Origin of the sequence: Cupriavidus phytohabitans, assembly GCF_017815025.1 — a bacterium.
Lineage (GTDB): Bacteria > Pseudomonadota > Gammaproteobacteria > Burkholderiales > Burkholderiaceae > Cupriavidus.
In genome coordinates this window covers 1-7,516 of the sequence record NZ_JAGIQB010000107.1, presented here as the reverse complement: position 1 = coordinate 7,516, position 7,516 = coordinate 1, and the positions used below count along the sequence as shown (strand labels likewise).

The 7,516-nt window shown below is 63.2% G+C and carries 7 protein-coding genes; all 7 read left to right on the top strand.

The features are described from left to right. Window positions 1–86: 86 nt before the first annotated feature. The 7 genes from sctJ (at window position 87) to sctC (ending at window position 7,320) form a co-directional block, all read left to right on the top strand. Window positions 87–908 (top strand): type III secretion system inner membrane ring lipoprotein SctJ, encoded by an 822-nt coding sequence (sctJ, locus tag J8I34_RS32630; protein WP_371748189.1) that lies wholly within the window; start codon window positions 87–89, stop codon window positions 906–908. A gap of 11 nt (window positions 909–919) precedes the next feature. Then, window positions 920–1,741, top strand: a complete 822-nt coding sequence (locus J8I34_RS32625; protein ID WP_245176312.1) for a type III secretion protein HrpB4 — start codon at window positions 920–922, stop codon at window positions 1,739–1,741. After that, a complete protein-coding gene (sctL, locus tag J8I34_RS32620) occupies window positions 1,726–2,595 on the top strand; it encodes a type III secretion system stator protein SctL (RefSeq protein WP_209778127.1) in 870 nt (289 codons plus the stop codon). The genes J8I34_RS32625 and sctL overlap by 16 nt, the downstream gene beginning before the upstream one ends. A 20-nt stretch (window positions 2,596–2,615) precedes the next feature. Next, the gene (gene sctN / locus J8I34_RS32615) at window positions 2,616–3,974 is read left to right on the top strand and encodes a type III secretion system ATPase SctN (RefSeq protein WP_245176313.1); all 1,359 of its coding nucleotides are present in this window, start codon (window positions 2,616–2,618) and stop codon (window positions 3,972–3,974) included. A gap of 43 nt (window positions 3,975–4,017) precedes the next feature. After that, the gene (locus J8I34_RS32610) at window positions 4,018–4,518 is read left to right on the top strand and encodes a type III secretion protein (RefSeq protein ID WP_348635841.1); all 501 of its coding nucleotides are present in this window, start codon (window positions 4,018–4,020) and stop codon (window positions 4,516–4,518) included. Between the two features lie 40 nt (window positions 4,519–4,558). Next, window positions 4,559–5,374, top strand: a complete 816-nt coding sequence (sctT, locus tag J8I34_RS32605) for a type III secretion system export apparatus subunit SctT (RefSeq protein WP_029050285.1) — start codon at window positions 4,559–4,561, stop codon at window positions 5,372–5,374. A gap of 146 nt (window positions 5,375–5,520) precedes the next feature. Next, entirely contained in the window at window positions 5,521–7,320 is a 1,800-nt protein-coding gene (gene sctC, locus J8I34_RS32600; RefSeq protein ID WP_209778133.1) for a type III secretion system outer membrane ring subunit SctC, read from the top strand. Window positions 7,321–7,516: the final 196 nt, after the last annotated feature.

Below are 7,516 nucleotides of genomic sequence, written 5' to 3'. Positions count from 1 at the left end.
CGAAGTCGTCGGTCGAAACGTTGATGAAGAATCAATAGGTCATGCGCAAAGCCACGCAAGGGAAGAATGCAGCAGCCGGGCCGCTCATGCGCACTATGCGAGCCGCTCGCACCATCCGCGCGGTCGCGCTAGCGCATGCGCTTGCCGGCTGCATCGCGCTGGCAGGCTGCCAGGAGGAGCTGTATCGCAACCTAACCGAACAGGATGCGAATGAGATGTTGGTGGCGTTGCTTGAGCAGAGCGTCGACGCGTCGAAAAACACCATCGACAATGGCAAGACTTGGACGCTGGAGGTCGACGACAGGCAATTGGTTCGCGCGATGCAGGCTCTGCGCGAGCGCGGCCTGCCCCACAGCCGGTATGACGATCTTGGCAGCCTCTTCAAGAAGGACGGCCTCGTGGCAACGCCGACAGAGGAACGCGTGCGCTTCATTTATGGCTTGTCGCAGGAACTTTCCGCGACGCTTTCGAAGATCGACGGCGTCATCGTCGCGCGCGTGCAGATCATGCTTCCCAACAACGATCCGCTTGCGCAGCAGAAGAAGCCTTCTTCAGCATCGGTGTTCGTCAAGTACCGGTCGGATTCCGACGCGAACGCGCTGGTGCCGCAGATCAAGACGCTCGTGATGCACAGCGTCGAAGGACTGACCTACGACGCTGTGAGCGTGACTGCGGTAGCGGCTGATCCGATCGATCTGCCGAAGTCGGCGCAGACGCAGGTATCGCGGTTGCCCACGTTGATCGCAGCGGCGCTGGTGTTGCTCATCGGCGCGGTGAGTCTGTTTCTGTGGCTGCGGCGCGGCATGCCGGCCGAGCGCGCAAGCGCGTGGCTTTATTCGCGGATTCACGCGCGAGTGAATGCGCTCGTCGGCAGGTGGCGGCGAGCGAAACCTTCTTCTGCCACGTAATGGCATCATCCATGGTTTCTTTGTCCACGATTTCGGCATCGGAGTCCGTGGCGTTTGGTGCGGTCTCGTCTGTCGCGTCCCTCGCAGCATTTCCGTTTGCGCGCACTGCTGCCGCGCTCGCCGCGTGGCGGCGCAACGCAATCGAGGCCGCGCGCTGGGCACATCCGTCGTCTTGGGCGCCAGCGCTCGATGTGAAGCCCGCCCTGATGTCCGCGTCATTCGACGGGCTGCGTGAAGCGCTGGCCAGCACGAGCGCCGGCTCGCTCGCCGCCTGTTCGCGAGCGCTGTTGCGTGCAGCGGACGTCGCAACGCCCGAGTTTGACAGCTGGCGTGCGCTTGATCCAGCCGTGCTCGACGCATTGCCCGTGGACGACGGTTTGCGCGTGCTGCGCCTGCGCGCGCTGCTAACGCGCCGCGCCGAAGTGAGGAGGCTGGTCGACAAGCGGATCCGCCGCCGGCTCGCGCAATGGGGCGGCGTACCGCTCGAGCGGCTGAGTGCCGCATCTCTCCATGGCACGGAGCATCTTTCAGCTAACGCGACCGATCTAGCGCGTCTTGTCGCCAGCGGACAACTGCCGCCCCTTGAAGAAATCGACGAAGAGCGGCTGGCCTGCGAGGGCTATACGCTGATCGCGCGGGACATGCATGAGGCGGCACAGTCCGCGATGCCAGCACGCGCTACTCCCCCATGCTCACTGTTGCGCCTCGCGTTGCCGCGCGACATGCCGCCGTGGCCAGCGGGGAGCGTGCGCGAACTCGACGTGAATGGCACCGCGCTTCTCTTTGCGCGACTTCCCGAACTGCTTCCGGAGTGGGCATGGCTATTTGGCTGAGATCAGACCGATTGCTCTGTGCGGACCGCGGCAGCCACGACGAGCGACGCGGCGGTGGGCATGTCGGCGCGCATGCGGATGTCGTGCCGCGTGCCGCCTTCGGGGCGATGATGGAGCTAGACGCCGCCTACTCGCAGCTTGCCACCGATCGCGGCACCACACTCGCCGCCGCGCGCGACGAGGCGGTGGCGATCATCGCCGCGGCCCGAGCAGAAGTTGAAACGATTCGCGCCGCCGCGCGCGACGAGTATGATCATGCCGCCACGCGCGGTTACCGCGACGGCGAGCAGCGAGCGCTCGCGGACTGGATGGAGCGGCTTGCCGATACAGGCACCGTGCAACGCCTGGCACAACTGAAAATGCGCGAGCGGATTGCGAGCATCGTCACCATGGCCGTCGAGCAGATTGTCCAGGTCCAGCGGGCTGATCAGCTGTTCGAGCGGGCGCTGTCCGCGGTGGACCGCATCGTCGAAGGCGCGACGTGGCTGCGCGTCGCCGTGAGCCCATTCGACTACGATAAGGCCTGCGTCGCGTTCGAACGGCTCTGCGCGCGTTGGCGCGATCTCGGCAGGCCGTTTCCCCTGTCGGTTGTCGCGGACAAGCGGCTCGCGCCCGGCAGTTGCCTGTGCGAGTCCGATTTCGGCGCGATCGATGCAAGCCTTGCGACGCAAGTTCGAGCTATGCGGCTTGCGGTCGCGCGCGCGCTCAAGCACTCGGCGGGCGAACTGAGCGGACTCGCGTCGTATGTCGCCACAGCGGTGGGCAATGCGACGGCACCGGAAGAAGCAACGGCGTGCCGCCACGCCGCTGAACTCGCCGATGCAGGCCACGGCTACGACGAGGGCTGGCGATGACCTCGCCGCGTGCGGCCAGCATGTCCCGCATTGGCCATGAGTACGACGTCGACAACTGCCACGATGTGCAACGCCTCGCCGATGCGATCGAACAGGAAATTTTGTCGACACAGAGCATCGCGCGGACCGGCAAGGTCCTCGAGGTTATCGGCATGCTCGTCAAGGTAGCGGGGCTTGATGTGACGCTTGGGGAGCTGTGCGAGCTGCGCGCGCCGGACGGCGAACTACTTCAGCATGCAGAAGTAATCGGCTTCACGCAGCATGTCGCGCTTCTGTCGCCGTTCTCGCGGCTCGCTGACATTTCGCGTTCCACGCGCGTCGTGGGACTGGGTCGTTCACTGACGGTTCCGGTGGGGGACGCGCTGCTGGGGCGCGTGATCGATAGCCTCGGCGAGCCGATCGACGGACTCGGGCCAGTTTACACTAACGAAGACCGCCCGGTGTTTGCGAATCCGCCTTCGCCGATGAGGCGGCGCATGATCGACACGCCACTTGCTACCGGCGTGCGCGCCGTCGACAGCATGATGACGCTCGCTGAAGGGCAGCGCATGGGCATTTTTGCGCCGGCCGGCGTCGGCAAGAGTACGTTGCTCGGCATGTTCGCGCGGGGCGCGCAATGCGACATGACCGTGATCGCGCTGATCGGCGAGCGGGGCCGCGAAGTGCGCGAGTTCGTCGAGCTGATTCTCGGTGCCGATGGCATGGCACGGTCTGTCGTTGTCTGCGCGACGTCGGACCGCTCGTCGATCGAGCGTGCGAAGGCCGCGTACGTAGCGACAGCGATTGCCGAGCACTTTCGCGACCGCGGGCAGCGCGTGCTGCTGATGATGGATTCACTCACGCGTTTTGCGCGCGCGCAGCGCGAGATCGGCCTGGCGGCCGGCGAGCCGCCCGCCAGGCGCGGCTTTCCGCCGTCGATCTTCGCCGAGTTGCCGCGGCTACTTGAACGCGCAGGCATGGGCGAGCACGGTTCGATCACGGCGCTCTACACAGTGCTCGCCGAAGACGATTCGGGCAACGATCCGATCGCCGAGGAAGTCCGCGGAATTGTCGACGGACACATGATCCTGTCGCGCGAAATCGCCGCAAAAAGCCAGTATCCCGCAATCGACGTGCTCGCGAGTCTCTCGCGCGTGATGCCGCAAGTCATGACCGACGACTATGTTCGCGCGGCGGCCCGGCTGCGCGATCTGCTGTCCAGGCATCGCGAGGTTGAGCTACTGTTGCAGATAGGCGAATATCAGGCTGGCGGCGACCCGCTTGTCGACGAGGCGATTCGCAAGATCGACGCGATCCGCACCTTCTTTAATCAGGCGACAAACGAATTCGCCGCGCCGCAGGACACCGAGGCGCGGCTCTTCCAACTCGCGAACAGCTAACCCGATGAGTGTGCGGCAAAGTCCGGAGACGGCACGTCGGCGCGTGGCCGCGCTTGAATTGACGCTCGGCCGCCGCGAGCGGCTCGAGCGTAGCCTGCAGGCAGGCGTGTTGGCCGCGCGTGACGCGCATGCCAAGGCAGTCGCGCAGCGAGGCGCGCAACTCGCACGCACCGAAGCGGAACGCGAGCAGTTGCGCAGCTTCCACGCAAAGATCGCGCACATGATGACGGGCGGCAACGCCTTCCAGTTGACGGATCTCAATGCGACGATGCGCCATGCCGATTTCGTCGCCGTGCGTGTCCAGCAGATGGAAGGAGAACTCGCCGCGCTCGACACGCTCTTGCGCAGCAAGGCCGACGACCTCGCCGTGGCCACGCGCGCGCATGCCCTGAATCGCAGCCGCATCGATATATGCAGCGAGCGCATTGCCGGGTTGCGCGTCGCGCTAGACAGCCACGTAACGGACGCAGGCGACGAGGACGCCGAAGAAGCTGCGCTGGCCCGTCTGCGTTTTACCTCGCGTGGGCATGGCGCGATGGTGTAACGACGTCGACGCAGCGATTTTCGATCTGTTGAACATCCATATGTACGACGCCCTCATCACGCTGCCGCAGTTTGGCGCCTCGCTGATTCGTTCGCTAACTATGCTAGGCGTGTGCTCGGTGCGGCTCTTCGTTATGCTCTACCTATTTCCGCCCACTGCTGACGGCATCCTGCAAGGCGTGCTGCGTAACGGCATCGTGCTGCTGTTTAGCGCGTTTATCGCTTATGGGCAGCCCGTTTCGCTGTATACGTCACTGACCGGCACGTCGCTCGTCGTTATTGGCCTGCGCGAGGCGGCCATCGGGCTGGTGCTGGGTTTTTCAGCATCCACGGTGTTCTGGGTGGCGGAAGGAGCCGGCATTTACGTTGACAATCTGGCCGGCTACACCAATGTGCAGATCGCCAACCCGCTGCGCGAGGAACAGTCCACGCCCACCGGCACACTACTCGCGCAGATAGCGAGCGTCGCGTTCTGGACCTTCGGAGGCATGACGTTCCTGCTCGGTGCGCTTTACGAATCGTATCACTGGTGGCCGCTTAGCGCGGCGACGCCGGTGCCCGCCAACGTGCTGGAAAGCTTCGTGCTGCAACAGACGGACTTGCTGATGCAGACGACTGCGAAGCTCGCCGCACCGATGACCCTGATACTCCTGCTCGTTGATTTCGCGTTCGGCTTCATGGCAAAGTCGTCGGAAAAACTCGAACCGATGACGCTCAGCCAGCCGGTCAAAGGTGCGCTTACGGTGATGATGCTCGCGCTGTTTGTTGGCATTTTCGTCGACCAGATTCGCGACCAACTCGTTCTATCGAGTCTCGGCGAACAGTTGCGCTCAATCGCCGGCACTGTGCGCAAATAATGGGAGGCGAGCGGCCCCAATTTCTCAACGTGCATCACGTGCACATGGAGCCGTCATACTTGTTTAGGATGTGCTTCACACGCCTTGATATATTGTCGGCCCACGTTGCATGACGCGAGGTCAATCCCTTTATCATCATGGAACCCATGAACAACAAACGACTCCAGCTTGCTGGCCGGCTGGCAGCGTCTCTCGCCTTAGCATCATCCGCCATGCTCGCGGCGACGGCAAAAGCCGAGGCCATCCCCTGGCGTAGCGCCGTCGTCCACGTCACCGCCGAAGGGCAGGACGTGAAAGACGTGCTACGCGATTTCACCGCCGGGCAAGGTGTATCCGCCACCATTGCCGGCGACGTGCACGGCACGGTGAGCGGCCGTTTCGACATGCCACCGCCGCAGTTTCTCGACACGCTGGCGTCAAGCTTTGGCTTCGTGTGGTTTTACAACGCCGGTGTGCTGTCGGTCAGCGACGTGAACACCGTCACGCGGCGTGTGATCAAGCTCGATCATGCGAGCCTCGCCGATCTGCGCGCGGCACTCACGCAACTGCGCATCGAGAATTCTCGCTTTCCGATCACTTTCGACGAGAGCCATGGCACCGCGCTGGTGAGCGGCCCGCAAGCGTATGTGGAGCTTGTATCGGAAGTCGCGCGACGGCTCGACGACAATGCGGCACAGCGCTCCGGCTCGATAATCCGCGTGTTCCCGCTGCGCCATGCGTGGGCCGTGGATCACAACGTCGAGATAGACGGCAAGACGGTAACAGTGTCCGGCGTTGCCAAAGTACTGTCGGCCATGTACGAACCGCGCGACCAGCGCGGGCGCAGCGGCTCGGGCAGCGACGAGCAGGCAGCGGACCGCGCCGCACGCGAACCGACGATGCGCCGCCTACAACCGATGCGCGACGTTACTGGTAACGCTGAAGGTGGTCACGAAAGCGGTGTGAATCCTCCGTTGCCGAGCGGCGTCGCGCCGGGCCTGGACGGATTGCTGAAGGGCATGGCGGCCGGCGGTGGCCCTGGCATGCAGTCGATCAGCTCCTCTGATATCAACGAGGGCGGTAGCCGCGGCGATGCGTCGGTGAGCGCCAGCCAGACGCTTCCCGTAATCGAAGCCGATCCGCGCACGAATTCCGTGTTGATCCGTGACGTGCCGCAACGCTTCACGCAGTACGAAAGCCTGATCGAAAAACTCGACGTGCGACCGCGTCTGATCGAGATTGAGGCGCATATCATTGAGATCGACGACAAAGCGCTCAAGCAGATCGGCGTGAGCTGGGGCGCACACAACAGCCACATCAATATTCAGACTGGCAACAGGACGATGCAGCAGAATATCGACGACGGCAACATCGGTACGCAGGCCCTTTCGGACGCCACGACTGTGAGCAACGCGACGCCAGTCGGTGCGTCGCTCACGGCCGTGCTCGGTAACGCGGGACGGTATCTACTCGCGCACGTGAATGCACTGCAGGAGAAAGATCTTGCCAAGATCGACGCGAGCCCAAAAGTCGCCACGCTTAACAATGTCGAAGCCGTGATGGACCACAAGACGCGTTTCTTCGTGCGCGTGGCGGGCTATACATCGGCAGATCTGTACAGCGTGTCGGCCGGCGTGTCGCTGCGCGTGCTGCCACTCGTCGTGGAAAAGAACGGCAGCACGGATATCAAGCTGAGGGTTCATATCGAGGACGGCACTATTACGTCGCAGCAGGTCGACAACCTTCCGGTGATCACGACCAGCACGATCAATACCGAGTCGTTCGTCGGCCAGGGTGAGAGCCTGCTGATTGCCGGCTATCGTGCCGATACGTCGACGAATGGCGAGACCGGCGTGCCGGGCCTTTCGAAGATCCCGCTCATCGGCGCGTTGTTCCGCTATCGCGAAGACCGGCGCAGTCATATGGAGCGACTCTTTCTGCTGTCGCCTCGCATCATCGAGTTCTAACGGTAGTGGTGCAGTTCGGAGGTGCTGGTTTAACGCATGCGGTTTTACACATCTCTGACCAACCAAAGCGACCAGAGCGCCTAAAAAAATCGTTTACTTTCAACGACTTGAAGCGTCACTTGGGTAACTGCTCAATAACCCGGGGCGAACGGCGGCACCCTGTTCAAGCAGAGCGCAGGAGGCGTTGTTCAAGCAG